The sequence below is a fragment of the Streptomyces sp. CB02261 genome (assembly GCF_001905665.1).
GTDB lineage: Bacteria > Actinomycetota > Actinomycetes > Streptomycetales > Streptomycetaceae > Streptomyces.
Map to the genome: position 1 here is coordinate 180309 of NZ_LIVX01000001.1, position 23447 is coordinate 203755.

At 73.9% G+C, this 23447-nt stretch carries 22 protein-coding genes; 10 read left to right on the forward strand and 12 right to left on the reverse strand.

Annotated elements, in window-relative coordinates:
* Positions 1-83: 83 nt before the first annotated feature.
* On the reverse strand, positions 84-728 hold the full coding sequence (locus AMK29_RS00825; protein ID WP_073806648.1) for a uridine kinase: 645 nt from the start codon (positions 726-728) through the stop codon (positions 84-86).
* 155 nt (positions 729-883) lie between these two features.
* On the opposite strand from AMK29_RS00825, the gene AMK29_RS00830 reads away from it, so the two are divergent.
* Together AMK29_RS00830 and AMK29_RS00835 are read left to right on the forward strand one after the other, a co-directional pair.
* Positions 884-1636, forward strand: a complete 753-nt coding sequence (locus AMK29_RS00830) for an SDR family NAD(P)-dependent oxidoreductase (RefSeq protein ID WP_073806649.1) — start codon at positions 884-886, stop codon at positions 1634-1636.
* Positions 1637-1662: 26 nt separating this feature from the next.
* Complete coding sequence (locus tag AMK29_RS00835; protein ID WP_198942160.1) at positions 1663-2019, forward strand: MerR family transcriptional regulator; 357 nt, start codon at positions 1663-1665, stop codon at positions 2017-2019.
* 25 nt (positions 2020-2044) lie between these two features.
* Here the strand turns inward: AMK29_RS00835 and AMK29_RS00840 are convergent, their stop codons facing one another.
* The gene (locus tag AMK29_RS00840) at positions 2045-2689 is read right to left on the reverse strand and encodes a winged helix-turn-helix transcriptional regulator (RefSeq protein ID WP_073806651.1); all 645 of its coding nucleotides are present in this window, start codon (positions 2687-2689) and stop codon (positions 2045-2047) included.
* Positions 2690-2780: 91 nt separating this feature from the next.
* On the opposite strand from AMK29_RS00840, the gene AMK29_RS00845 reads away from it, so the two are divergent.
* The 3 genes from AMK29_RS00845 to AMK29_RS00855 all read left to right on the forward strand — a co-directional run bounded on the left by AMK29_RS00845 (position 2781) and on the right by AMK29_RS00855 (position 5262).
* Positions 2781-3992, forward strand: a complete 1212-nt coding sequence (locus tag AMK29_RS00845) for a pyridoxal phosphate-dependent aminotransferase (RefSeq protein WP_073806652.1) — start codon at positions 2781-2783, stop codon at positions 3990-3992.
* A 107-nt stretch (positions 3993-4099) separates the two neighbouring features.
* Entirely contained in the window at positions 4100-4558 is a 459-nt protein-coding gene (locus tag AMK29_RS00850) for a hypothetical protein (protein WP_073806653.1), read from the forward strand.
* 14 nt (positions 4559-4572) lie between these two features.
* Positions 4573-5262: a DUF2293 domain-containing protein gene (locus tag AMK29_RS00855; protein ID WP_073806654.1), complete on the forward strand. Its 690-nt coding sequence runs from the start codon at positions 4573-4575 to the stop codon at positions 5260-5262.
* A 48-nt stretch (positions 5263-5310) separates the two neighbouring features.
* Here AMK29_RS00855 and AMK29_RS00860 read toward each other — a convergent pair whose 3' ends face one another.
* The 3 genes from AMK29_RS00860 to AMK29_RS00870 all read right to left on the reverse strand — a co-directional run bounded on the left by AMK29_RS00860 (position 5311) and on the right by AMK29_RS00870 (position 10487).
* A complete protein-coding gene (locus tag AMK29_RS00860; protein ID WP_073806655.1) occupies positions 5311-6129 on the reverse strand; it encodes a chaplin in 819 nt (272 codons plus the stop codon).
* Positions 6130-6255: 126 nt separating this feature from the next.
* Positions 6256-7524, reverse strand: a complete 1269-nt coding sequence (locus tag AMK29_RS00865; RefSeq protein WP_073806656.1) for an SWIM zinc finger family protein — start codon at positions 7522-7524, stop codon at positions 6256-6258.
* Positions 7521-10487, reverse strand: coding sequence for a DEAD/DEAH box helicase (locus AMK29_RS00870; RefSeq protein ID WP_073806657.1), 2967 nt, complete (start codon positions 10485-10487; stop codon positions 7521-7523). Before AMK29_RS00870 ends, AMK29_RS00865 begins: the two co-directional genes overlap by 4 nt.
* A 173-nt stretch (positions 10488-10660) precedes the next feature.
* Here AMK29_RS00870 and AMK29_RS00875 point away from each other — a divergent pair, with 173 nt between their 5' ends.
* Positions 10661-10996: a hypothetical protein gene (locus tag AMK29_RS00875; protein WP_073806658.1), complete on the forward strand. Its 336-nt coding sequence runs from the start codon at positions 10661-10663 to the stop codon at positions 10994-10996.
* Between the two features lie 118 nt (positions 10997-11114).
* Positions 11115-11384: a DUF6343 family protein gene (locus tag AMK29_RS00880; protein WP_073806659.1), complete on the forward strand. Its 270-nt coding sequence runs from the start codon at positions 11115-11117 to the stop codon at positions 11382-11384.
* 73 nt (positions 11385-11457) lie between these two features.
* On the opposite strand, the gene AMK29_RS00885 is transcribed toward AMK29_RS00880, so the two are convergent.
* The 4 genes from AMK29_RS00885 to rpsA form a co-directional block, all read right to left on the reverse strand.
* Positions 11458-11826 carry a tetratricopeptide repeat protein gene (locus AMK29_RS00885; protein ID WP_073808125.1) on the reverse strand — a complete coding sequence of 123 codons (369 nt, stop codon included), beginning with the start codon at positions 11824-11826 and terminating at the stop codon, positions 11458-11460.
* A gap of 79 nt (positions 11827-11905) precedes the next feature.
* The gene (coaE, locus tag AMK29_RS00890; protein WP_073806660.1) at positions 11906-12511 is read right to left on the reverse strand and encodes a dephospho-CoA kinase; all 606 of its coding nucleotides are present in this window, start codon (positions 12509-12511) and stop codon (positions 11906-11908) included.
* 31 nt (positions 12512-12542) lie between these two features.
* A complete protein-coding gene (locus AMK29_RS00895; RefSeq protein WP_073806661.1) occupies positions 12543-13481 on the reverse strand; it encodes a PAC2 family protein in 939 nt (312 codons plus the stop codon).
* Positions 13482-13668: 187 nt separating this feature from the next.
* Positions 13669-15183 (reverse strand): 30S ribosomal protein S1, encoded by a 1515-nt coding sequence (gene rpsA, locus AMK29_RS00900; RefSeq protein ID WP_073806662.1) that lies wholly within the window; start codon positions 15181-15183, stop codon positions 13669-13671.
* Positions 15184-15527: 344 nt separating this feature from the next.
* On the opposite strand from rpsA, the gene AMK29_RS00905 reads away from it, so the two are divergent.
* Both AMK29_RS00905 and hrpB read left to right on the forward strand, forming a co-directional pair.
* Positions 15528-16367: a class I SAM-dependent methyltransferase gene (locus AMK29_RS00905; RefSeq protein ID WP_073806663.1), complete on the forward strand. Its 840-nt coding sequence runs from the start codon at positions 15528-15530 to the stop codon at positions 16365-16367.
* An 84-nt stretch (positions 16368-16451) separates the two neighbouring features.
* Complete coding sequence (hrpB, locus tag AMK29_RS00910; RefSeq protein ID WP_073806664.1) at positions 16452-19013, forward strand: ATP-dependent helicase HrpB; 2562 nt, start codon at positions 16452-16454, stop codon at positions 19011-19013.
* Here the strand turns inward: hrpB and AMK29_RS00915 are convergent.
* The 3 genes from AMK29_RS00915 to AMK29_RS00920 all read right to left on the reverse strand — a co-directional run bounded on the left by AMK29_RS00915 (position 18997) and on the right by AMK29_RS00920 (position 22149).
* Positions 18997-19980, reverse strand: a complete 984-nt coding sequence (locus tag AMK29_RS00915) for a DUF3068 domain-containing protein (protein ID WP_073806665.1) — start codon at positions 19978-19980, stop codon at positions 18997-18999. The genes hrpB and AMK29_RS00915 overlap by 17 nt on opposite strands.
* 10 nt (positions 19981-19990) lie before the next feature.
* A complete protein-coding gene (locus tag AMK29_RS35435; RefSeq protein ID WP_106975990.1) occupies positions 19991-20131 on the reverse strand; it encodes an SPW_0924 family protein in 141 nt (46 codons plus the stop codon).
* 188 nt (positions 20132-20319) lie between these two features.
* Entirely contained in the window at positions 20320-22149 is a 1830-nt protein-coding gene (locus tag AMK29_RS00920; RefSeq protein ID WP_073806666.1) for a lytic transglycosylase domain-containing protein, read from the reverse strand.
* Between the two features lie 238 nt (positions 22150-22387).
* Here AMK29_RS00920 and AMK29_RS00925 point away from each other — a divergent pair, with 238 nt between their 5' ends.
* Positions 22388-23437: a DUF4184 family protein gene (locus AMK29_RS00925; RefSeq protein ID WP_073806667.1), complete on the forward strand. Its 1050-nt coding sequence runs from the start codon at positions 22388-22390 to the stop codon at positions 23435-23437.
* The last annotated feature ends 10 nt before the right edge of the window (positions 23438-23447 follow it).

A 23447-nucleotide genomic window follows, 5' to 3' on the forward strand; every position in this document is an offset into this window, starting at 1 on the left:
CACTCCGCTCGAAGCCGTGCCTCACCGCCCGAGGTCGTGCGCCGCCCCGCGCGTCACCGCCCGACGTCGTACCGCCCCGCGCGTCACCGCCCGAGGCCCGTCCAGGCCGGGTGGCGGGGGTCGTCGGCGCGTACGACGGCGTCGGCGGCCGTGCCGGGGTCGACCTCCGACTCGTACCGGGCGAAGGCGGGCAGGGTCCAGGCGTCCTCGGTGCGCCGGGCGAGGGCGGCGGCCGAGAGGCGCAGGTGCACGGCGAGGTCGAAGGGGAACCAGTGGCCGAGCAGGAAGGGCCCGTGGACCACGAGGATCCCGCCGGGCGGCAGCGTGGCGTACGGGCTCCGGGTCGCGCGGTCCCGCACCGGGTCCCACAGGTCGGGCAGGACGCGCCCGGAGCCGCCGGGCTCCAGCGGAGCGAAGACCTCCCGCCACAGGGCCTTGATGTCGGTCCAGCCGTCGAAGTACGCGTCGGGGTCCTGCTTCCCGTACTCGAACCGGAGGGACGCGGGCCGCAGGAAGCCGGCGGTGCCGACGACATGGACGGCGCGGCCGCGCGCCCGCAGCGCCTCGGCGAGCAGCGCGGCGAGTTCGGCGCCGGGCGCGGCGGGCGGCCCGTCGAGGCCGACCTTGAGCCAGTCGCCACCGTCGCCGGGGGTGGCCGTGTCGAGGTGTCCGGCGAGCGCCTCCGCCAGCCGTTCCCAGGTGATCGCCTCGTATCGCGTCCCGCTCATCCCCCTCATCCTGCCCGCAGACCCGCGGGTCCGCCGTCGCGGGGCCCGAACCTGCAGGCCCCGGTCCGTCGGACCACGTGCTCCCGCGTGTCCGCGCCCGGGTGGTCGTCACGGCTTGACCTTGTCACTGGCGTCACGGTCCGACCATCGGGCGCATGGACACCACCACACCCACCAGGGTCGTCGTCGTCACCGGCGCGGGCACCGGCATCGGCCGCGCCACCGCTCGGGCCTTCGCCGCGCAGGGGGCGACGGTCGTCGCCGTCGGCCGCAGGGAAGGGCCGCTGCGGGAGACCGCCGAGGGGCACCCCGGCATCCGCCCGTACGTCGCCGACATCACCGCGCGGGGCGCGGCCGAGGAGATCGTCCGCGCCGCCCTCACCGGCCACGGCCGCCTCGACGTGCTGGTCAACAACGCGGGTATCTCCGCCGGCGGTCCGCTGGGCACCCTCGACCGCTCGGTGATCGCCCCGCTCCTGGAGACCAACCTCGTCGCCCCGGTCCTGCTCACCCAGGCCGCCGTCCCCGCGCTCCGGGAGGCCCGGGGTGTCGTCGTGAACGTGACGACGACCATCGGGCAGCGCGGCTGGCCGGCCAACTCCTTCTATCCGGCGACCAAGAGCGCCCTGGAGACCCTGACCCGCTGCTGGGCGGTGGAGCTCGCGCCCGCGGGCGTCCGGGTGGTGGCGGTCGCCCCCGGCGCGATCGAGACCCCGATCGGGGACCACATGGGCCTCTCCCCCGAGCAGCTGGAGGCGGTGCGGGCGTGGCAGCTCGCGCACACGCCGCTGGGCCGGATCGGCAGGCCCGAGGAGGTCGCCTGGGCGATCACCGCGCTCGCCGCGCCGGACGCCTCCTTCCTGACCGGCACCGTGCTGCCCGTCGACGGGGGCGCGCTGGTCGCGTGATACCACTGCGTGAGGAGGTGGGGCCCTTGCGCATCGGTGAACTGGCCCGGCGGACGGGGGTGTCGCCCCGGGCGCTGCGCCACTACGAGGCGGCGGGGCTGATCACCTCGGACCGCGCGGCGAACGGGTACCGGGTGTACGCGGAGAACGCGGTCGGCCGCGTGTCGAACATCCGGTACCTCCTGGACGCGGGGCTCACGCTCGACGACGTGTCCGCGTTCCGTTCCTGCCTCGACGGGGACATGCCGTCCACCCCGCCGTCCGCCCTCGGCCTCGAGATCGCCCGCGAGCGCCTCGCCGTGCTCGACGCGCGGATCGCGGCGCAGACCGCGGCCCGGGACCGGCTCGCGCGCAGCCTGGCCGCGGCGACCGGCGGCGTCTGAACCCCGCGCGGGCAGGGCGGCGGGATCAGCGGACCGCGGCAGCCGGCTCGGTCCGTACGCAGGTGGCGCGGCCCGCCTCGATCGCCTCGGCCAGCGTCAGTTCCCCGCCCGCGAGGGCCCGGCAGGTCGCCGCGTCGGTCCGGAGCCGGGTGTCCGGCACCGTCGCGGTCCCGGCCCCGTACACCCCGTCCCCGTACGCGACGCTCCCGTCGTCCCCGACCCGTACGTGGAACTCGCCCTCGTCCAGGCTCACCTGGACGACGCCCGCGCCCAGTCCGGCGAGCGCGCCGAGCAGCGGGATCGCGTACCAGTGCGCGCGGACGGCGTCGGTGGGCCGGGGATCGCCGAGCTCCGGCGCCCCCCAGGCGGCGAGGGCGCGCAAGACCGGCAGCAGGTCGCGGCCGCGCGGGGTGAGTTCGTACACGGACGCCGACGCGGGCGGGGGCAGTCGGCGCCGGGTGACGAGCTCGGCGCCCTCCATGTCCTTGAGGCGGCCGGCGAGCATGTCCGTGCTGACGCCCGGCAGGTCGGCGTGGAGGTCGGTGTAGCGGCGCGGCCCGGCGAGGAGTTCGCGGACGACCAGCAGGGTCCAGCGGTCGCCGACGAGGTCGAGGGCGCGCGCGGCGGCGCAGTGCTGGTCGTAGCTGCGGCGGCGTGGCTGACGTGGCATGCGACGCAGTCTAGACATGTTGTTGGACTTTCCAAGCTCGAACTTGGTAAAACCAAGCAACACTGATTCCGGGGACCTGGGGAGGTCGGACATGGAGTTCCGGCAGTCGAGCAAGCTGAGCGAGGTCTGCTACGAGATCCGGGGGCCGGTGATCGAGCACGCCGACGCGCTGGAGGAGGCGGGCCACAGCGTGCTGCGCCTCAACACCGGCAACCCGGCGCTCTTCGGCTTCGAGGCGCCCGAGGAGATCGTCCAGGACATGATCCGGATGCTGCCGAAGGCCCACGGGTACACCGATTCCCGCGGCATCCTCTCGGCCCGCCGCGCCGTGGCCCAGCGCTACCAGGGCATGGGGCTCGCGGACGTCGACGTCGACGACGTCTTCCTCGGCAACGGCGTCTCGGAGCTCGTCTCCATGGCCGTGCAGGCCCTCCTGGAGGACGGCGACGAGGTCCTGATCCCCGCCCCCGACTTCCCGCTGTGGACGGCGGTCACCACCCTCGCCGGCGGCAAGGCCGTGCACTACCTGTGCGACGAGTCGGCCGACTGGTACCCGGACCTCGACGACATGGCGTCGAAGATCACCGACCGGACCCGGGCCGTGGTCATCATCAACCCCAACAACCCCACCGGCGCGGTCTATCCGAAGGAGATCGTCGAGGGCATCCTCGATCTCGCCCGCCGACACCACCTGATGGTCTTCGCCGACGAGATCTACGACCAGATCGTCTACGACGAAGCGGTCCACTACCCGGCCGCCTCCCTCGCCCCCGACCTGGTCGTCCTCACCTTCGGCGGCCTCTCCAAGACGTACCGGGTGGCCGGCTTCCGCTCCGGCTGGCTGGTCGTCACCGGCCCGAAGCAGCACGCCAGGAACTATCTGGAGGGCCTCACCATGCTGGCCTCCATGCGGCTCTGCCCCAACGCCCCCGCCCAGTACGCCATCCAGGCCGCGCTCGGCGGCCGCCAGTCCATCCACGAGCTGACCGCCCCGGGCGGCAGGCTCCGCGAACAGCGCGACCGGGCCTGGGAGAAGCTCAACGAGATCCCCGGCGTCTCCTGTGTGAAGCCGAAGGGAGCGCTGTACGCCTTCCCGCGTCTCGACCCCGCCGTGCACAAGATCCACGACGACGAGAAGTTCGTCCTCGACCTGCTCCTGCGGGAGAAGATCCAGGTCGTCCAGGGGACCGGCTTCAACTGGCCGCGCCCGGACCACTTCCGCATCCTGACCCTGCCGTACGCCGACGACCTCGACGCCGCGATCAGCCGCATCGGCCGCTTCCTGAGCGGCTACCGGCAGTGACGTCCCACCCCCTCGGCTGTCATGATCTGAGGGTCTGAAAGATCTTCGGACCCGACGAGGGAACCGGCCGCGAAGGCGGCCCGGACAGGCGGGAGGGGCGGCCGGTCATGGATGTGGCGCTGATAGCGGTGGCGGGGACCCTGTTGGGTGTCGTCGCCACCCACTGGTTCCAGGCGCGGGCCACCGAGCGCACGGCCTCGCTCGCCCGCACCGAGCAGCTCCGCCAGGAGCGGATCGCGACCTACAGCGCCTACGCGAGCGCGGTCGTCGACTACCGGCACAGCCAGAACGACCGCTGGTTCCGGGCCGCCCAGCAGCCCGGCTCCGAGGAGGCGGAGGAATCCCGTCACGCCTCCTACCGGCAGCGGACCGCCGCGCGACAGGCGCTCTTCCGCGTCCAGTTGGTGTGCGACGACCCCCACATCCGCCGACTCGCCGAGGCCGCCTTCAAGGAGACCCACTGCATGCACGAGGCGGTGGGAGAGACGGAGCGGGCCCACCGGTCCGAGCAGGCGAAAGAGGCGCTGGCCCTCTTCATCTCGGCCGCCGCGCCCGGCGTCCGCTGAGCGGGACGGCCGACATGGACCTCGTCGCGCCCGTCGTCGTCGAACCGCTCAGGCGCCGCCGCTGCTCGGAATGCCTGCGGGGGCCGCTGGAACGGATGATCGTCGAGTACAACGCGCCGGTCTGCCTGGACTGCGCCGACCTCGGCCATCTGGTCTTCCTGCGCCGGGGCGACACGGCGCTCACCCGCCGCGCCCGCGAGGGCAGTGCGCTGTGGGCGGTGGTGGTACGGCACAACCGGCGCCGTACGCGGTACGAGCGCCAGGGCCTCCTCGTGGAGGAGGCGGCGCTGGCCGAGGCCGAGCTGGCCTGCCTGGCCGACGCGGAGGCACGGGCCAGACGCCGGGCCAGGGACGCGGCCCGGCGCGCGGCGCTCGACGCGGAGATCACCGAGGTCCTCCGGACGGAGATCCTGCGGCTCTTCCCCTCCTGCCCGGCGGACCGGGCCACGGAGATCGCCGTCCACGCCTCCGCGAAGGGCAGCGGACGGGTGGGCCGCACGGCAGCGGGCCGCTCGCTCGACCGGGGCGCCGTCACGGCCGCGGTGCGCGCCTCCGTACGGCATGTCGACACGCCGTACGACACCCTGCTCATGCGGGGAGTTCCTCGGCACCAGGCCCGGACGAGGGTCGCTCCCGCCATCGAGGCGGTGCTCCGGGCCTGGCGTCGCGGCGGCGAGGACGCCTTCGGCCGGGGACACGGCTGACCGCTCGGGTGTCAGCGCGCCTCGGCCGGACCGCGAGGGTGGGTGTCCTCAGGCCTGGTCCCCGGCGCGGCGGGCGCGACGGTAGAGCAGGGCTCCGCCGAGGAGCAGCGCGGCGCTCGCCCCGGCGGCGTAGCCGGTGGTGTCGGCACCCGTCTCGGCCAGCGCGACCGGGCGCGTCTCACCCTGCGGCGCGGGGGCCGGAGCGGGCTTCTCCGCCTCGGGCTCGGTCTCGGTCTCGGTCTGCGGGACCGGCACGTTCCGGACGGGGGTCTGCGGGCGCGGCGTCGGCTTCTCGATCGGCTGGGCCGGCTTCGAGGGGCCGTTGACCGAGGTGTTGCCGAAGACCGGGTTGAGCAGGCCGACGACGTTGACCGAGTTCCCGCTGACGTTCACGGGGAGGTCGATCGGGAGCTGGAGCCCGTTCCCGGAGAGGACGCCCGGGGAGCCCTCGGCGTGGCCCTCGGCCGTGGATCCGCCGCCGGTGGAGGATCCGCCCTGCGCACCGCCCCCGTGGGAGCCGTGGGAGCCGCCGCCGTGCTCGCCGCCGCGCGGGGTGCCGGGCAGGTCCTTGTGGGACCGGCCGCCGCCGTCCTCCGAGCCGTAGCCCCTGGGCTCGGGCGCGGCGGAGCGGTTGGCGCAGCCGTTGCCGAAGGCCGGGTTGAGCAGGCCGACGACGTTGACCGTGTTCCCGCAGACGTTGACCGGCACGTGCACCGGCAACTGAACCGTGTTGCCGGAGCCGACGCCCGGCGAACCGACCGCGGCGCCCTGTGCGCCGGAGTCGGCGTGCGCGGCGCCCGCCGAGAGCGCGAGCGCCCCACCCGTGACCAACAGTGTGGCCAGACCACTTCGGCGAATCTGCCTCATGGCTTCCTGCCTTCCGGAGGTGTACACGGGCAAGTGCCCGTACCGGAATCAACGCGACAAACGCACGTGCCGGATCCGGCCGTTGACCGGATTCACTCCATCGAGTGGGCTCTGTTCGAGTGTGGGTCAGCGCCCCAGCAGGTCGGTGAGGGCTCCGACCGGGTCCGGATCGGGGGCGCCGCGCGGCCACCAGTCCTCGCGGCCGGCGTCCGACTCGTAGCCGTACCAGAGGCCGTCGCGGCCGAGGCGGAGCTGGAGGGACTCGGTGGACAGCCGGTTGCGCCAGGGTCTGAAGGCGGGGAAGTCGGCGGCGATCAGCGCGGGCCGGGCACGGTCGAAAGGACCCGCCGGCGGATCCCAGGGCTCTTCGAGTACCACGAGGCCCGCGGCTCCGCCCTGGCGCCAGGCCGCGACGGCGCGGGCGAGGTCCGTGGGGGTGCGGTCGAGGGCGTAGGCCAGGTCGCGGTAGAGGGCGCGGGTCGAGGCGGTGAGCCCGGAGCCGGGGTGCGCGGCGGCGAGCCGCACGGCGTCCTGCCAGGGGGTGAGCGCGGCGACGGGGTCGCGCCCGGTGCTGAGGAACACATGGGCGCGGGCGGCGGCTTCGGTGGCGAGGAGATCGAGGGCGAGCGGGTCGGGCGCGTCGGGGTCGGGCGGGAAGACGGGCGGGCGCCCCGGCCGCTCCGGAAGGGGCAGGGGCGGGGGCAGCGGCGGCGCGGGCCGGTCCGTCGCGTCGAGCACGGCACGGGCGGGGACCGTGGGCATCGGGGGCGCGGCCGCGATGGTCTCGGCGGCGGACCGGGCCGCGTTGCGCCGGGTCAGTTCGGCGAGGAGCTCCTGCTCCCCGCGGCCGCGCATCAGGAAGAGGACGAACGGGTCCTCGTCGAGCAGCCGCGCCGCCTGGTAGCAGAGGGCGGCGGCGTGCTTGCAGGGGTAACCGTCGTCCGGGCACGTGCAGTCGGGGACGAGATCGCCCGGCACGGGCAGCAGTCCGGTGATCGTGCCCAGGGCGTGCGGCACGTCCTTGTCGAGGAGGGCGGCGATGTGGTCGGGCCGGGCGGTGGCCTCGTCGAGGAACCGCTCCCAGCCGTCGTCGCCGAGCGTCCGCATCCGGATCTCGGCGCGGTACGGCCGGGCGCGGCTGCCGTGGACGTAGGCGACGACCCGGCCGGGGGTGACGGTGATCGCGTCGACATGGCCGCGTCCCGCGTAGGCCTTGCCGCGGGCGAGGCGGGCCGGGTCGAGGGCGGTGTCCTCCAGGGCCTCGACCCACGCGTTGCCCCACCAGGTGGCGGCGAACCGTCCGTCGGGGGCCTCGCGGGGCGCGACCTGCGGGAAGCTGCGGCGGCGGTCGTCGTGGCGGGGGGCGGCTCCGCGCGCGCCCCTGATGGTGTTCACGCGGGCCTCCTCAGGGACACCAGGTCGGCGAGCTCCCGGTCGGTCAGTTCGGTGAGGGCCGCCTCGCCGGAGCCGAGGACGGCGTCGGCGAGGGCCCGCTTGGCGCGGAGCATCTCGGCGATCCGGTCCTCGACCGTGCCCTCGGCGACGAGCCGGTGGACCTGCACCGGCTGGGTCTGCCCGATGCGGTAGGCCCGGTCGGTGGCCTGCTCCTCGACGGCCGGGTTCCACCAGCGGTCGTAGTGGACGACATGGCCGGCCCGAGTGAGGTTGAGGCCGGTGCCCGCGGCCTTGAGGGAGAGCAGGAAGACGGGGACCTCACCGGCCTGGAAGCGGTCGACCATCCGCTCCCGCTCGGCCACCGGGGTGCCGCCGTGCAGGAGTTGGGCCTGGATGCCGCGCGCGGCCAGATGGTCGGCGAGGAGCCGCGCCATCGACACGTACTGGGTGAAGACGAGCACCGCCCCGTCCTCCGCGAGGATCGTGTCGAGGAGCTCGTCGAGCAGGGCGAGCTTCCCCGAGCGGCCGGCGAGCCGTGCGGTGCCCCTGCCGGACGGTGCCTGTTCCTTCAGGTACTGCGCGGGGTGGTTGCAGATCTGCTTGAGGGAGGTCAGCAGCTTCATGACGAGGCCCCGGCGGGCCATGCCCTCGGCCTCCTCGATCCGCGCCATGGTCTCGCGGACGACCGCCTCGTAGAGCGAGGCCTGTTCCCGGGTGAGGGCGACGGGGTGGTCGGACTCCGTCTTGGGCGGCAGCTCGGGGACGATGCCGGGGTCGGACTTGCGGCGGCGCAGCAGGAAGGGCCGCACGAGCCGGGCGAGCCGCTCGACCGCCTCCTCGTGCTCGATCTCCTCGTGGTTCTCCACCGCGCGGGCGTGCCGGGAGCGGAAGGCCTTGAGCGGGCCGAGGAGACCGGGCGTGGTCCAGTCGAGGAGCGCCCAGAGCTCGGAGAGGTTGTTCTCCACGGGGGTGCCGGTGAGGGCGACCCGGGCGGGGGCGGGGATCTCGCGCAGCGCCCTCGCGGTCGCGGAGAACGGGTTCTTGACGTGCTGGGCCTCGTCGGCGACGACCATCCCCCACTCCCGCTCCGCCAGTTGGGCGGCGCTGGTGCGCAGGGTGCCGTAGGTGGTGAGGACGAACCCTCCCTCGGCTCCGTCGAGGTCGCGGTCGGCGCCGTGGAAGCGGCGCACGGGCACGTCGGGGGCGAACTTCCCCACCTCCCGCTGCCAGTTGCCCAGCAGGGACGCCGGGCAGACGACGAGGGTCGGGGCGCGGCGGGCACGGCGCAGATGCAGGGCGATGAGGGTGACGGTCTTGCCGAGTCCCATGTCGTCGGCGAGGCAGCCGCCGAGACCGAGCGAGGTCATCAGGTCGAGCCAGGCGAGGCCGCGCAGCTGGTAGTCGCGGAGGGTGGCCGTGAGGCCGGGTGGGGCCTGCACCTCCTCCGGGCCGGCGAGCAGCCGGTCGCGGAGCGCGGCGAGCGCCCCGACGGGGACGGCGGGCACGGTCTCGCCGTCCACCTCGGCGGTGCCGGTGAGTGCGACGGCGAGCGCGTCCACCGGTTCGAGCAAACCCAGTTCCCGCTTGCGCGCCTTGCGGACGAGATCGGCGTCGACGACGACCCACTGGTCACGGAGGCGCACGATGGGCCGGTGCGCCTCGGCGAGCTGGTCCATCTCCCGCTCGGTGAGCGGGTCGCCGTCGAGGGCCAGCTGCCAGTTGAACCGGAGGAGTTCCTCGCTGTCGAAGAAGGCCGTGCCGTCGGTCGCGGAGCCGGGCGCGGAGTGGGCGGCCCGGACCACGGCGGAGGCGCTGAGCGAGCGGGCGAGCTCACGCGGCCAGTGGACGGCGACTCCGGCGTCGGCGAGCCGGGCGGCGGCGGGTCCGAGCAGCTCGTACAGCTCGTCCTCGGTCACGGCGAGGACGTCGGGCACGTCCCGCTCCAGGAGCCGGCCGAGGGGGGACCAGACGCGGGCGGCCCGGCGCAGCGCGAGGACGGCGTCGATCCGGGCCCGGGGCCCGAAGTGCTCCCCCTCCCCCGCCCACAGCGCGGTGGCGTCGATGACGAGGGTCGGGTCGGCGAGGCTGTGGATCTGGAGGAGCGCGGCGGCCGCGTGGCGCTCACCGGCGCGCCTCTTCCCGGCGTCCCCGGATGGACCGAGGCCTACAGCGGTGCCTGGGGCCCTCTCGGAGGCCCGGTCGCTGCCGGCGGTCGCGTCCTCGGAGGGATCGCCGCCGACGGACCCGTCGAAGGCCGGCTCGCTGTCGGCGGCCGTGTCGAAGAGGTCGTACGGCGAGAGGTCGAGGCGGAGCGAGACCCGCACGCCCGCGTCCATGCCGGCCGCCGCCTCGGCGGCCCAGGCCCGCGCGCGGGGCAGGTGCTGGGGCGCACGGGAGGCGAACGGCGCCCCGACCGCGTGCGCGGCGGCCGGAGTGCGGGGCAGCACGTCGGCGACCGCGTCGAGGAAGGCCCGCACGAGGGCCTCGGGATCGGGCAGCCGCAGCGGGCCCTGCCCGGGCACGGGCACGGCGTGCGCCTCGTAGGGCAGGGCCGCGGCGACGGCCCGCAGATGGGCGATGTCGTCGGCGTCCAGGGGCCCCGCCCGCCAGGCGTCCAGGTCGTCGGCGGTCAGGCCCGGCAGCATCCGGCCGCGGGCCGCCAGATGCAGGGCGTGCAGGGCGGCGGCGCCCCAGCCGGCGGCGGCGGGGTGCGCGGCCGGGTGGTGGCGGGCCGCGACGAGATGGGGCAGGGCGGCGTCGACGGGAAGGCTCAGGGCAGGCACCGCACGGCCACGGACGCCGCTGCCGTGGCGCCTGGCGACGGTCAGCTCGACGCGCTCCGCCCGGCTGTCCTCCGGGTCCGGCAGCACCCCGCCGTCGGGGGCCCAGAAGGCGACCCTGCCCTCCCGGGGCAGGCCGGCGGGCAGGAAGACGGCGGCGCTGGTGATCCAGGCATGTGTCACGGCTCCGCGCTCCTTCCACCGGGTGACGGATGTCGACTGATGTCCGACCTTACGGGTGGGGTCTGACAACGGCCGCCGGGCCCGCTCCCCCGGGCGGCCCAGCACCGGATGACACCCGGCCCGGGGGGCGGGAAGGTGGCCTGGAACGCCTCCACCACAGAAGAGGATCCGCCATGTCCGTACGCCGGCGTCTCACGACCGCCACCGGGTCCGTGCTGCTCACTCTCGCCCTCGCCGGTTGCTCGGGCCTGGGCCGCACCGCGGTGGGCACGCTCCTGTACGAGACGGAACGTGACGTGGCGGTGCTGGTCACCAGCCCCTCGGTGAAGGGCTGCCACCGCCTCGCCCCCACCGGGGTGACCAAGATCGAGAACAACACCCTGAACGACATCGTGCTGTACCGGACGCGCGACTGTAAGGGCCAGGACTCCATCTACCTGCCCAGCAACAGCGGAGACAAGATCGCGCCGGGCAGCCTGCCGTGGCGCAGCTACACCGTCGTCCACTAGTCGCGCGACCGGGTGGTGTCCCGCCGGGTGCCGCCCCGGGCAGGGCCGGTTCCCTTCCCCCGCCCGAGGGTCCATCCTGGAAGTGCCTGGAGGGGCTTCGACGGGGAGGGTGACCGTCATGCGTACCGGGAACGAACCGGCGACCGCCCGCAGCGCCCTGCGGATGCGGTTCTGGCTGAGCGTGTGGGGCCTGCTCTGGGCCGCCTTCGGTACGACCGCGTTCACGCTGGTGGGCCGCCCCGGCTGGGCCGCGGCCTGCGGCGTCCTCTTCCTGGTGGTCGCGTTCGACCTGGGAGTGGTGGTGCGCCACCTCCGCCAGGGCCCGCACTGGCAGCCCGGCCGGAACATCCCCCCGTACGAACCCGACCACGGCGGCACCGGACGCTGAGCGCGCGGCGGCGACGGCCGGCGGGTGCGGTGGCATGCGGTTGCGGCCGGTGCGGGGGCGGCGGCGCCCCGCCTCACTTCTCCGAGTCGAACCCCGCTGCCTGGAGGTACTCCGGCTTCGGGTCGAGAGCGGCGGCGAGGCGGAAGTGCCGGGTGGCCTGGGCCGTCTGGCCCGATCGCTCGAAGGTGCGGGCCAGCGCGAAGTGCGCGAAGGCGTTGTCCGGCTCCCGCTCCAGGACGAGCTCGAACTCCAGCTGTGCGGGACGCAGCTGCGCGGCGGCGAAGAACGCACGGGCACGCAGCAGGCGGGCCGCCGTGTTCTCGGGATGGGCGGCGATCACCGAGTCCAGCAGTTTCACGGCGCCCCGGGGGTCCCGCGCGGCCAGCAGGTGCTCGGCGGCGCGGAAGTCGATGACGTGCGTTTCCGGGTTTCTGTCGGCCACCATGGCATCCTTCCCCTCGCTGCGGTGGTTGAACACCGGACCCGGCGGAGGCATTCCGTCGGCCGCACGGCACAGTGCCCTACGCGGCGCCCGCGGCTCTGCGCTCCAGCTCGTCCCAGACCTTCCGCACCTGCGGTGCGAGGGCGTCGAGCGGGCCGTCGTTGTCGATCACGAGGTCCGCGACCGCCAGCCGCTGCGCGCGCGTGGCCTGCGCCGCCATCCGGGCCGCGGCCTCGGACTCGGCCATGCCACGGAGCCGTACCAGCCGGTCGCGCTGGGTCTCCGGGGACGCGTCCACCACCACGACCAGGTCGTACAGCGGCGCGAGCCCGTTCTCGGTGAGCAGGGGTACGTCGTGGACGACCACGTCTCCCGCCCCGGCGTGGCTCTCCAGCTCCGCCGACCGGGCCCCGACCAGGGGGTGGACGATGGCGTTGAGGGTGGCCAGGCGGTCGGCGTCGGCGAACACGATGGATCCGAGCTTCGGCCGGTCGAGCGTCCCCTCCGCGGTGAGGACGTCGTCCCCGAAGGCCTCGACGACGGCCGCGAGCCCCGGCGTACCGGGCTCGACGACCTCGCGGGCGATGCGGTCCGCGTCGATCAGCACGGCTCCGTACGAGACGAGCAGCCGTGACACTTCGCTCTTGCCGGCGCCGATCCCGCCGGTCAGGCCCACCTTCAGCATGAGCGGCAGCTTAGGGCCTGCCCGGCGAGGGCTAGGAGTCACCCTCCCGCTCGGCGAGGAAGCGCTCGAACTCGCGGCCCAGCTCGTCCGCCGACGGCAGGTCGACCGCCTCGGCGACCAGGCTGCCACGGGTCTCGGCTCCGGCCACCGCGTCGTACTGGTGCTCAAGGCCCTGCACGAGCGCGACCAGCTCCTCGTCGCCCTCGCCGATCTGGCGGTCGATCTCGGTCTGGGTGCGGCGGGCCTCCGTCCGCAGGGAGTGGGCGACGGCCGGCAGGACGAGTCCGGTGGCGGCCGTGATGGCTTCCAGCGCGGTCAGGGCCGCGTCCGGGTACGGGGAGCGGGCGACGTAGTGCGGCACGTGCGCGGCGACACCGAGGGTGTCGTGCCCGGACTCGGTGAGCCGGTACTCGACGAGCGCCTCGGCGCTGCCGGGGACCTGGGCCTCGTCGAACGGGCTGCGGTGGCCGGGCATGAGGTCGGTGCGGCTGCCGTGCGGGGTGAGTCCGACGGGGCGGGTGTGCGGGACGCCCATGGGGATGCCGTGGAAGTTGACGGAGAGGCGGACGCCGAGGCGCTCGATGATCTGCCGGACGGCTGCGGCGAACCGCTCCCACTCCACGTCCGGCTCGGGGCCGGAGAGGACGAGGAAGGGCGCACCGGTGGCGTCCTGGACGAGACGGACCTCGATGGACGGGGTCTCGTAGGCGGTCCAGCGGTCGCGCCGGAACGTCAGCAGCGGTCGACGGGCCCGGTAGTCCACGAGCCGGTCGTGGTCGAAGCGGGCCACCAGCTGATGGGGCAGGGTGTCCAGCAGGCGCTCGATGATCTGCTCACCGGTCTCGCCCGCGTCGATGTATCCGTCGAAGTGGTACAGCATGACCAGCCCGGCCGACTCCTGCGCCAGGGCCAGGTCGACGACGGCCAGGCCCTTCGGGTCCCATTCGTACAAATCCTGGGGCTCAAGCACGATTACCGCTCCTCCTCGTGTTCTCTCTGGGAACGTCTCGCGCGGCACCGCCATTCCCGTGTCACGTGATCTTCCGGTGGGGAAACGGGGCGGCCGGGGAGAACCGTCGGGGAACGACAGAGGCCCGCTCCCCCGAAGGGGAACGGGCCTCGGTTCGCTAGCGGCTAGCGCTCAGCGGAGAGCCTGTTCAGCTCTGGCCGCCGGCCAGCTTCTCGCGCAGGGCGGCGAGCGCCTCGTCCGACGCCAGGGCGCCGGAGTTGTCGTCCGACTCCGAGGAGTACGAACCACCCGAGATGCCCGCACCGGCGTTGCCACCGGCGGCCGGGGCGGCAGCACCCTCGGCAGCGGCGGCCTCGTCGGCCTCGCGGGACTTGATGACCTGAGCCTGGTGCTGCTCGAAGCGGGACTGCGCCTCGGCGTACTGGGTCTCCCAGGCCTCGCGCTGGGTCTCGAAGCCCTCGAGCCAGTCGTTGGTCTCGGGGTCGAAGCCCTCGGGGTAGATGTAGTTGCCCTGGTCGTCGTAGGACGCGGCCATGCCGTACAGGGTCGGGTCGAACTCGACCGAGGCCGGGTCGGCACCGAAGGACTCGTTGGCCTGCTTCAGCGAGAGGCTGATGCGACGACGCTCGAGGTCGATGTCGATGACCTTGACGAAGATCTCGTCGTTGACCTGGACGACCTGCTCCGGGATCTCCACGTGGCGCTCGGCCAGCTCGGAGATGTGGACCAGACCCTCGATGCCCTCGTCCACGCGGACGAACGCACCGAACGGAACCAGCTTGGTGACCTTACCCGGGACGACCTGACCGATCTGGTGGGTCCGGGCGAACTGCTGCCACGGGTCCTCCTGGGTCGCCTTCAGCGACAGGGAGACGCGCTCGCGGTCCATGTCCACGTCGAGGACCTCGACGGTGACCTCCTGGCCGACCTCGACAACCTCGGAGGGGTGGTCGATGTGCTTCCAGGACAGCTCGGAGACGTGCACGAGGCCGTCGACGCCACCCAGGTCCACGAAGGCACCGAAGTTGACGATCGAGGACACGACGCCGGAGCGGACCTGACCCTTCTGGAGGGTCGTGAGGAAGGTCTGGCGAACCTCGGACTGGGTCTGCTCGAGCCAGGCGCGGCGGGACAGGACCACGTTGTTGCGGTTCTTGTCCAGCTCGATGATCTTCGCCTCGAGCTCCTTGCCCACGTAGGGCTGGAGGTCGCGGACGCGACGCATCTCGACGAGGGAGGCCGGCAGGAAGCCACGGAGGCCGATGTCGAGGATGAGACCACCCTTGACGACCTCGATGACGGTACCGGTGACGATGCCGTCCTCTTCCTTGATCTTCTCGATGGTGCCCCAGGCGCGCTCGTACTGGGCACGCTTCTTCGAGAGGATCAGGCGGCCTTCCTTGTCCTCCTTCTGGAGAACAAGGGCTTCGATCTCGTCGCCGACCTTGACGACCTCGTTCGGGTCGACGTCGTGCTTGATCGAGAGCTCGCGGCTCGGGATGACACCTTCGGTCTTGTAACCGATGTCGAGCAGGACCTCGTCCCGGTCGACCTTCACGATGACGCCGTCGACGATGTCGCCGTCGTTGAAGTACTTGATCGTCTCGTCGATCGCGGCGAGGAAGGCTTCCTCGTTACCGATGTCGTTGACCGCAACCTGCGGGGTGGTGCTGGTGGCGGTGGTCTCGGTGCTGCTCGTCATGTGGGAAAGGGCTCCGGTTACGGACAGAAAGTCGTAGGTACTGCTACGCCGAGAGCCCGTATCGCACCAAGAAGCCGGACAGCCAATGAGGCACCTTCCGCGAACGGCAGGAGCCTCGAAAACCGAGGGGACATACAACAGGTACGAGCGCGGCCTGCTCCGTCTGAGGCGCGCAGGCCCGCAGCGCAACCTTTAGCATACGGGGGCGGCCGGACAGGGTCAATGCGCGAAGCGCGCACCCGGGGCAGATCCGCTCAACTCCGGCACCACTCACGTCTTTACGCGCCGCGACGGCGGGGTCCCCCGCGGGGCGGCACTGAGCGCAAACTACATCGGCGGGCGAGATGAACCAAGAGTACGAACACGAAGTCCCCCAGGACTCGGGCGAGGACGGGGCGGAGGCGACCCGGCGTGACGCCGGGGACGCGGAGAGCAGCCGGGCCAGCCGCGGCTGGTGGGACAGGAACGCCGACGAGTACCAGAGCGACCACGGCTCCTTCCTCGGCGACGACCGGTTCGTGTGGGGTCCCGAGGGGCTCGACGAGGCCGAGGCCGGGCTCCTCGGACCCGCCTCCTCGCTCAAGGGCCTCGACGTCCTGGAGATCGGCGCGGGCGCGGCCCAGTGCTCGCGGTGGCTGGCGGCGCAGGGGGCGCGGCCGGTGGCCCTGGACCTCTCGCACCGGCAGCTCCAGCACGCGCTGCGGATCGGCGGGGAGGTGCCGCTGGTGGAGGCCGACGCCGGGGCGCTGCCCTTCCGGGACGGCTCCTTCGACCTGGCGTGCTCGGCGTACGGCGCGGTGCCGTTCGTCGCCGACCCGGTGCGGGTGTTCCGGGAGGTGCGGCGGGTGCTGCGGCCGGGCGGCCGGTGGGTCTTCTCGGTGACGCATCCGATCCGCTGGGCGTTCCCGGACGAGCCGGGCCCCGAGGGCCTGTCGGTCGCGGCCTCCTATTTCGACCGCACCCCTTATGTGGAGCAGGACGAACAGGGGCGGGCCGTGTACGTGGAGCACCACCGGACCCTCGGTGACCGGGTGCGGGACGTGGTGGCCGGCGGTTTCCGCCTGGTGGACCTGGTCGAGCCGGAGTGGCCGGCGTGGAACAGTCAGGAGTGGGGCGGCTGGTCCCCGCTGCGGGGGAACCTGATCCCGGGGACGGCCGTCTTCGTCTGTGAGCGCGCGGAGTAGCGCAGCGGTGCGCTTGTCTTACTTATAGGTGGGCCCTGTGGACAACAGGGCCCACCTTTTCGCGGGGCGTACGAGACTGAGTGCGTGATCCGAACCGACGCACTCGACCGTCTTCCCGTCCGCCATGCCGTCCCCGAGCTGATGGCCGCACTCGACCTGCGCGGCACGGCCGTGCTGTCCGCGCCTCCCGGCACCGGCAAGACCACGCTGGTGCCGCTCGCGCTCGCGGGCCTCATAGGGGACCGACCGCGGCGGCGGGTGCTGGTGGCCGAGCCCCGGCGGATGGCGGCGCGGGCGGCGGCCCGGCGGATGGCGTGGCTGCTCGGCGAGGAGGTCGGCGGCGCGGTCGGCTTCTCCGTGCGCGGCGAGCGGCGGGCCGGTCCCTCGACCCGGGTCGAGGTGGTGACCACGGGCATCCTGCTCCAGCGGCTGCAGCGCGACCCGGAGCTGGCGGGTGTGGACGTGGTCCTGCTCGACGAGTGCCACGAGCGCCACCTGGACGCCGACACGGCGATGGCCTTCCTGGTGGACGTGCGGGCCACCCTGCGTCCGGAGCTGTGGCTGATCGCCGCGTCGGCGACGAGCGACGCGGCGGCGTGGGCGGATCTCCTCACGGTCCTGGACGGGAGCGGGCCCGCGCCCGTGGTGTGGAGCAAGGGTGAGGGCCACGGCTGCCGGGTCCACTTCGCGGCGCCGCCCCCCGGCGTCCGGCCGGCCCACGGCACCTGGGTGGACCCCGCGCTGCTGCGGCACGTCGCCGCGACGGTCCGGCTCGCGATGGAGCGGCACGAGGGGGACGTCCTCTGCTTCCTGCCGGGTACGGGGGAGATCGCGCGGACGGCCGGCCTGCTGGCCGGTGTCGACGCCGAGGTGCTCCAGCTGCACGGGCGGGCCCCGGCGGCGGTGCAGGACGCGGTGCTGCGCGGTCCGGAGCCCGGTGGACGGCGCCGAGTGGTCCTCGCGACCTCGGTGGCGGAGTCCAGCCTGACGGTGCCGGGGGTGCGGATCGTCGTGGACTCCGGGCTCGCCCGCGAGCCGCGCACGGACCATGCCCGGGGGCTTGGCTCGCTGGCGACGGTGACGGTCTCCGAGGCGACGGCGACCCAGCGCCTCGGCCGGGCGGGCCGCGAGGACTTCGGGTTCGTGTACCGCTGCTGGGCGGAGGCGAGCGACGGAGGCAGGCCGCGCTTCCCGTCCCCGGAGATCAAGGTCGCCGATCTGGCGGACTTCGCCCTGCGGGCCGCCTGCTGGGGCGATCCGACGGCGGAGGGGCTCGCGCTGCTCGACGCGCCTCCCGCCGGCGCGATGGCCGCGGCGCGATCGGTCCTCGCGTCGATCGGAGCCGTGGACGCGGCCGGCCGGGCCACGGAGCGGGGGGTGCGCATGTCCCGGCTCGGGCTCCATCCCCGGCTCGGCCGCGCCCTCCTGGACGGTGCGCCGGAGGTCGGGGGGCGGCGGGCGGCGGAGGTGGTGGCGCTGCTCAGCGAGGAGCCGCCGCGCGACTACGGGGACGATCTGGCGGCGGCCTGGCGTTCGGCCCGCCGGGGCTCCGACGGGTACGGCGCCCGCTGGAAGGCGGAGGCACGCCGCTTGGAACGGTCGGTCGCCGACGCGCTGGGCCCGGGCGGGGCGCCCGTGGGCACAGGGGGTGGGTCGGTGGTCGGTGAGGACGCCGTGGCCGGGCTCGTGACGGCGCTGGCCTTTCCCGAGCGGGTGGCCAGGGCCCGGGAGCAGGGGGGCTATCTGATGGTGTCGGGGAGCGGGGCCAGGCTCGCCGAGGGCTCCGCGCTGCGCGCCACGCCGTGGCTCGCCGTGGCGGTGGCGGACCGTACGGCGCGGGACGCCACGGCTCGCGTGCGGCTCGCGGCCGTGGTGGACGAGGAGATGGCGCGGCGGGCGGCCGGGCATCTGCGGTCCACCGGTGACGAGGTCCGCTGGGAGGACGGGGACGTGGTGGCGCGCTCGGTGGACCGGCTGGGCGCGGTCGAGCTGACGGTCCGGCCGCTCGGGGCCGGGGCGGGGCCCGAGCTGGTGCGGGCGGCGCTGCTCGACGGTCTGCGGCGGGAGGGACTGGGTCTGCTGCGGTGGAGCCGGGAGGCCGGGGAGCTGCGCGAGCGGCTCGCGTTCCTGCACCGGGAGCTGGGGGATCCCTGGCCGGACGTGGCGGACGGGGCGCTGGTCGACCGGGCGGGTGAGTGGTTGGAGCCGGAGCTGTCCCGGGCCTCGCGCCGAGCGGATCTGGGGCGGATCGACGCCGGTGACGCGCTGCGGCGGCTGCTGCCGTGGGCGTCGGGTGAGGCGGGGCGACTGGGAGAGCTGGCGCCCGAGCGGATCGAGGTGCCGAGCGGATCGCGGATCCGGGTGGAGTACGGGGGTGAGCGGCCGGTTCTCGCGGTGAAGCTCCAGGAGATGTTCGGGCTCGCCGAGACGCCTCGGGTGGCGGGGGTCCCGGTGCTCGTCCATCTCCTCTCCCCCGCGGGACGGCCGGCCGCGGTGACCGCCGACCTGGCGTCGTTCTGGCGGGACGGTTACCGGGCGGTGCGGGCGGAGCTGCGGGGGCGGTATCCGAAGCACCCGTGGCCGGAGGATCCCTCGGCGGCGGAGGCGACCCGGTACACGAGCGCGCGGCTCAGACGGGAGGGGTGACCGGGGTGGTGTCGGCTTCCGGTGCCGGGCGGCGGGAGCGGGCCTCCAGCCAGAGGGCGAGTCCGAGGAGGAGCAGGGCGAGCAGGGTGAGGCTCCGGGGGAGGTAGGAGACGAGCAGGAGGACCATGAGGCGGTTGGAGGACACCATCTCGCCGACGCTCTCGATGTAGTCCTCGCGCATCTTCACGTGCCCCTCGAAGACGGTGAGGGTGTCCTGGCCCATCAGCGCCCCGGCGTTGCGGAGTTCCTCCTTGTGGATCTCCTCGCCGTTGAGGGGGGCTCCGGTGACCGGTTCGATCCAGAACATGCGCTTGGTCGTGTACCAGCGGGTGAGGCCGGAGTCGGCGAGGAGCTTCGGGGTGATGCCTTTGACCGGCATGGTCTTGGGCATGGGGACCTGGGTCCAGGGGATGGTCTGCTCGAAGTAGTAGACCTCCGTGCCGCGGAAGGTGCGGGTGCCCTTGTAGTGGATGGGGGCCGAGGTGCGGGTCTGGGCGTCGAAGTACCGGTAGTCCCTCTTCTCGGTGAGGAAGGGCCACTTGAACTCGATGCCGTCGCGCCGGACGGGGTCGCCGTCGACCATCTCGCCGGTGGCGTGGACGGGGTCCTGGGTGTGGGCGTCGAAGATGTACCGCTCGGGGATCTGGGAGACCATCGCGCCGTCCGGGCCGGTGATGTGGGCGAGGGCGTCCCAGACGACGACGTCGCGTCCGGCGTCGCGCTCGATGCGCCGTGACTCCTCCACGTTGCCCTTGAGGGTCTGGATGATCGTGATCCTGTCGACCTTCTCGGCCTTGAGGGTGGAGTAGTTGAGCAGGGTCGCGGGCCTCGCCTCCAGGACGGTCTCCTGGTACTGGTTCGGCGGGATCTTCGCCAGCCGGGGGAAGGCGTACCAGCGCAGGGTGGGGGCCATCGCGGCGCAGAAGACGGCGAGGGCGAGGAGGACGAGGCTGGCTCGGCGGCGCACGGTCGGCCCCCTACTTCTTGGGGCCGGGGTCGGCGGTGAGCAGCGGCTTGGGCGAGGTGGGGCCGTCGGGCGGGAGATCGACCACGGAGACGAGGAGGACGAAGAGGAGGACTGGGGCGAGTCCGATGGCGGCGGCGACGAGGGCGCGCATGGTCGGCCTCCCGGAGGTGCGATCTGATGGCTCGTCAGGGCGGGGGCACCGTAGCAACGCGACCGCGAGATGAGAACACGTCGTACCACCGCGGCACCGTGGGGGCGGGAACGCGAAGCGCCGTCCCCTCCGTCCGGTGGGGACGGAGGGGACGGCGCGGAGATACGCGGCGCGAGGGCGCGGTGGGATCAGGCCGAAGGGGAGGCCGACGGGGAGGCCGAGGCGGTGGCCTCGGGCGAGCCGGTGCCGGTGGGCGTCGGATCGGGGGTCGGCTCCGGCGTCGGGGTCGGGTCGGGAGCGGTGACGGTGAGCTTGACCTCCGTGCTGCCGCCGCCGGGCGCGCTGAGGCGGATCACGTACTCGCCGGCCTTGTCGCCCGCGAAGAGCTCGGGGAGCGTGACGAGGCCGTTCGCGTCGGTCTTGAGGACCAGCGTGCGGACGGCGGCCCCCGCGGCGTCCTTGAAGTACGGGCCGTCGGCGCTCTCCTCGGCGCCCGTCGCGGAGGCGACGATCTTGGCGGTGACGAGCACACCGGGGGCGAGCACGTCCTCCTCGGTGGCCTTCACCCGCACCTGCTGGGTGAAGGCGGTGCCGGTGGTGGCCGACAGGGGGTCACCGGCGACGCGGGCGAGGGTGTCCGCCTCGCGGGCGGTGACGGTGGCGCCGAACTCCGCGGCGGCCGCGGGGTTGCCGACGACGGTGGCCCTGACCTTGAACGACCCGGTCTTCTCGCCCGCCCGCAGGGTGGGGGCCTTGGCGAGGCCAGCGGAGCCGACGGTCACGGTGGCGGACGTCGCGCCGCCGGCGAAGCGGGCGTCCGTCGTGCCGGTGATCTCGAAGCGGATGGTGACCCCGGTGACCGGGGCGCCCGAGGCGTCCAGCGCCGCGACCGTCGGAGCCTTGGCGAAGGCGCTCTCGGTGGTGGCGGTCAGCGGCCCGGGAGCGACGGGCGCGAGCCGCGCGACCTTGACGGCGGGCGGCACGGTGGGCGGCTTCGGCGGGGTGACCGGCGGCTTGGTGGGGGTGGTCGGGGCCGGCTTCGTCGGCGTCGGGGTGACCTCCGGCCGCTTGCCCGGCTCCGTCGGCTCCGGGGAGACCGGCGTGGAGGGCTTCGTCACGGGGGAGGTCGGGAGGGGCAGGAGCGGCGAGGTCGGACGGTTGCCCTGGTGACGGCCGTCGCTCCGGTCGACCGGCAGCACGCCCGTGCCGTCCGGGACCTGGTGGGTGCCGCGCTGGTAGAACTCGAACCAGGAGAGGACCGTGTTCAGGTACTCCCGGGAGCGGTTGTAGCTGAGGATCGCCCGGTCGAGGTCGGCCTTCAGCGCGAGGTTCCGGCCGCCCGCGCAGAGGTAGAGACCGGCGGCCTGCGCGGCGTCGTAGATGTTGTTCGGGTCCTTCTTCCCGTCGCTGTTCGCGTCCTGGCCCCAGGTGGCCCAGGTGGACGGGATGAACTGCATCGGGCCGACGGCGCGGTCGTGGATCTTGTCGCCGTCGTAGGCGCCGCCGTCGGTGTCGGAGATGTTCGCGAATCCGACGCCGTTCAGGGCGGGGCCGAGGATGGGGGTGAGGGTCGTGCCGTTGGCGTCGACCCTGCCACCGCTCGCCTGTCCGGACTCGACCTTGCCGATCCCGGCGAGCAGCTGCCAGGGCAGGTTGCAGCCGGGGTCGGTCGAGCGTATGGACTGCTCGGCGCGCTGGTAGGCGGAGAACACGGACGCGGGTATGCCGGCCTCGGCGGGCCCGGCGATCACCGGCAGCAGGGAGGTGGGCGCCCCGGGCTTGTTCGGCGTGTTCAGCGTCGGGAGCTCCGTGTAGTACGGCGAGCCACCCGTGGCGGAGCCGTCGCCGGACGGCGATGCCGTGTCCTCCGCGCCGATGGCGCGGTCACCGCCGGCGTTGTCCGTGGGCGGCGGAGTCATCTCCGGCGCCTGCGAGGCGGCGAGCGCGGCGACCGCGGCCGCCACCACCGCACCGCTGGTGGCTCCCTTGCGCAGCCTGCGGCCCAAGTGCGCTGACATGTCGGTGGTCCCTTCCCCCTCGACTGCGGCCCCACGCTCCCCGCGTCAGACCTCAGGCGACCCTATGCCACCTGCGGCCCACCCGGCACCGGGGCCTGACCGGGTTTCACGCTTTCGTCACCACTCGGCCGCCTGCCGGCCCGGTGCGGACGGGAACCGGGCGGAGCTCCGGGGCCCTCTTGCACAGCGGCCGAGGTCACACCCCGGCCGTCACCACCGGACCCTGGGGGAACTCCCGTTGCCGTTCACGCTGAGCCATGCCGTTGCCGTGCTGCCCGGATTGCACCGGAACGGGACCGCCCGCGGCCCCCTGGTCGCGTCCGCTCTCGTCGCGGGCTCCTTCGCGCCCGACATGACCTACTTCGCCGCGACGGCGTTCCCCGGGGCGATGACCCTCGGGGACATCACCCACTCCCCCGTCGGGATCGTCACCGCCGACGTCCTGATCGCCGCCGCGCTGGTGGGCCTGTGGCTGATTGTGCGTGAGCCGCTCGTGGTCCTGCTGCCCGCGCGGTGGCGCGGACGGGTGTACGGGCTGGTGCGGGGCCGTCCCTGGCGCGAGCGGCATCCGGCCGTGCTCGCCGGGTGGTTCGGGCTCTCCGCGGTCGTCGGTGCGACGACCCATGTGGTGTGGGACTCCTTCACCCACCTCGACCGCTGGGGCACCCGGATGATCCCGGTCCTCGGTGACGTCGTGGGCGGCTTCCCCGTCTACCTCTACGCGCAGTACGGGGGTTCGGCGCTGGCGCTCGGCCTGCTCGGGTGGTTCGTCGCGCGGGCGCTGCGCTCCGCAGGGCCGGGCCTGGAACTCCCGTCCCGGGTGCCGGTCCCGGGACGGCGTGGACGCCTGCTCGCGGCCGGGGTGATCGGCGGCTGTGTCCTCGCCGGGGTCGCCCACCGGGTGCTGCGCTGGGCCGCGTACTGGGGCTGGGGGAGGATCGAGACGCCCCTGGACGTCATTCCGACCGCCTGCTTCGGGGCCGGTGCGGGGCTCGCCGTGGGCCTCGTGCTGTACGGGACGGGCGCGCGGCTGCGCGGAGCATCGCGTACGGCGGCGGGAGCGGGGCTGCGCGCGGCGTCGCCCGCTCCGGCGGCGGAGACCCCGGCCACCGGAGACCTGGAGGCGGCATCGGAGACCCCGGCCAGTGGCGGCCCGGAGGCGGCATCGGAGACCCCGGCCAGTGGCGGCCCGGAGGCGGACGGGGAGGCCTCGGCCGACCCGGTCCCGACGTCGGGCGCGGAGGGCCGGGGGCCCCGGCCGGAGCGCTCCCGGCAGGGATCCCGCTGACGTCTCCGGG

Excerpts from the sequence above, each read along its gene's own strand:
- AMK29_RS00825 (WP_073806648.1), bottom strand. The coding sequence starts at position 728 with ATGAGCGGGACGCGATACGAGGCGATCACCTGGGAACGGCTGGCGGAG.
- AMK29_RS00830 (WP_073806649.1), top strand. The coding sequence starts at position 884 with ATGGACACCACCACACCCACCAGGGTCGTCGTCGTCACCGGCGCGGGC.
- AMK29_RS00840 (WP_073806651.1), bottom strand. The coding sequence starts at position 2,689 with ATGCCACGTCAGCCACGCCGCCGCAGCTACGACCAGCACTGCGCCGCC.
- AMK29_RS00845 (WP_073806652.1), top strand. The coding sequence starts at position 2,781 with ATGGAGTTCCGGCAGTCGAGCAAGCTGAGCGAGGTCTGCTACGAGATC.
- AMK29_RS00850 (WP_073806653.1), top strand. The coding sequence starts at position 4,100 with ATGGATGTGGCGCTGATAGCGGTGGCGGGGACCCTGTTGGGTGTCGTC.
- AMK29_RS00855 (WP_073806654.1), top strand. The coding sequence starts at position 4,573 with ATGGACCTCGTCGCGCCCGTCGTCGTCGAACCGCTCAGGCGCCGCCGC.
- AMK29_RS00860 (WP_073806655.1), bottom strand. The coding sequence starts at position 6,129 with ATGAGGCAGATTCGCCGAAGTGGTCTGGCCACACTGTTGGTCACGGGT.
- AMK29_RS00875 (WP_073806658.1), top strand. The coding sequence starts at position 10,661 with ATGTCCGTACGCCGGCGTCTCACGACCGCCACCGGGTCCGTGCTGCTC.
- AMK29_RS00880 (WP_073806659.1), top strand. The coding sequence starts at position 11,115 with ATGCGTACCGGGAACGAACCGGCGACCGCCCGCAGCGCCCTGCGGATG.
- coaE (WP_073806660.1), bottom strand. The coding sequence starts at position 12,511 with ATGCTGAAGGTGGGCCTGACCGGCGGGATCGGCGCCGGCAAGAGCGAA.
- rpsA (WP_073806662.1), bottom strand. The coding sequence starts at position 15,183 with ATGACGAGCAGCACCGAGACCACCGCCACCAGCACCACCCCGCAGGTT.
- AMK29_RS00905 (WP_073806663.1), top strand. The coding sequence starts at position 15,528 with ATGAACCAAGAGTACGAACACGAAGTCCCCCAGGACTCGGGCGAGGAC.
- AMK29_RS35435 (WP_106975990.1), bottom strand. The coding sequence starts at position 20,131 with ATGCGCGCCCTCGTCGCCGCCGCCATCGGACTCGCCCCAGTCCTCCTC.
- AMK29_RS00920 (WP_073806666.1), bottom strand. The coding sequence starts at position 22,149 with ATGTCAGCGCACTTGGGCCGCAGGCTGCGCAAGGGAGCCACCAGCGGT.